The organism is Candidatus Symbiopectobacterium sp. NZEC135 (genome assembly GCF_025962695.1).
In genome coordinates this window covers 1-885 of sequence record NZ_JAGFPF010000854.1, presented here as the reverse complement: position 1 = coordinate 885, position 885 = coordinate 1, and the positions used below count along the sequence as shown (strand labels likewise).

The following is an 885-nucleotide window of genomic DNA, read 5'->3' as shown; positions in this document are numbered from 1 at the left end:
CAACGGCGGAAGAAGAATGGTTAACACAATACGCCAGAATCCCATGGTCACCTCCAGTCACCGTTACAAACCACGGGTTACCATTAACCCGTCACTATTCAACCTAGTACAAAAGCGCTCTGATGGCGAAAAAACAAATGAATTCAGCGCGATTCGCTAATAAAAAAACAGCGCCATCCATGACAGCGCCGTTTTTCAAGTTCAGCAGGAGTACATCACCTCAAAAGGTGATACCTCATTTCCCTTTTTTTGCATCATCATGATGATGCTCGTGCTGATGATGATGTCCGTCGTCGTGCACCTTGCCGGAACCGCCTACAGCCACAATATTGAAGGGCTGCCCATCAACCGGGATTTCTCCGCTTTCGGTGAATGCCACGGCATCCAGAACATGTATTTTACTTTTCAGAGGATCGGTAACAAAAATTTTGTCGTCAGCCACCGCAATACGTGGCCGCGGATCGTTCCAATGCCCATCCATAGAATAGGGTTCGGTGACACGGACCGATTGGGTAATTTGCCCCTTTATCACATCAACCTGATGCAGCTTGCCATCTTCGGTAAACACATAGGCATATTTAGCGCGCACCGGATCGACGGCAAAATGCACGCGACGGGTTGGCAATTGAATTAGCCGGAAGCTGTCAGACTGGGTAGGATCAATCAACACAATGCGGTCAGGGCCATAATTACCGATAAAATATTGCATCCCTTTTCCGCCAATCAGCGTGGATACGCTGCCTTGCGGGAGCGAAGGCGAATAAGGCAGGTGTTTGATTTCCGGTGCCGCAGTGTTTTGCGTAATCAGCAATAATCCGGTGCTGCATGCCAGCGCATAACGATTTCCCGAACCGGCTGAACCATGTAATCCCGGGCATAAAGCGT

Annotated in this window: 1 pseudogene; it reads right to left on the bottom strand. The window is 49.3% G+C overall.

The window, feature by feature from the left end:
- Positions 1-235: 235 nt before the first annotated feature.
- Positions 236-885, bottom strand: a pseudogene (locus J5224_RS30960) (hypothetical protein); the annotation flags it as partial.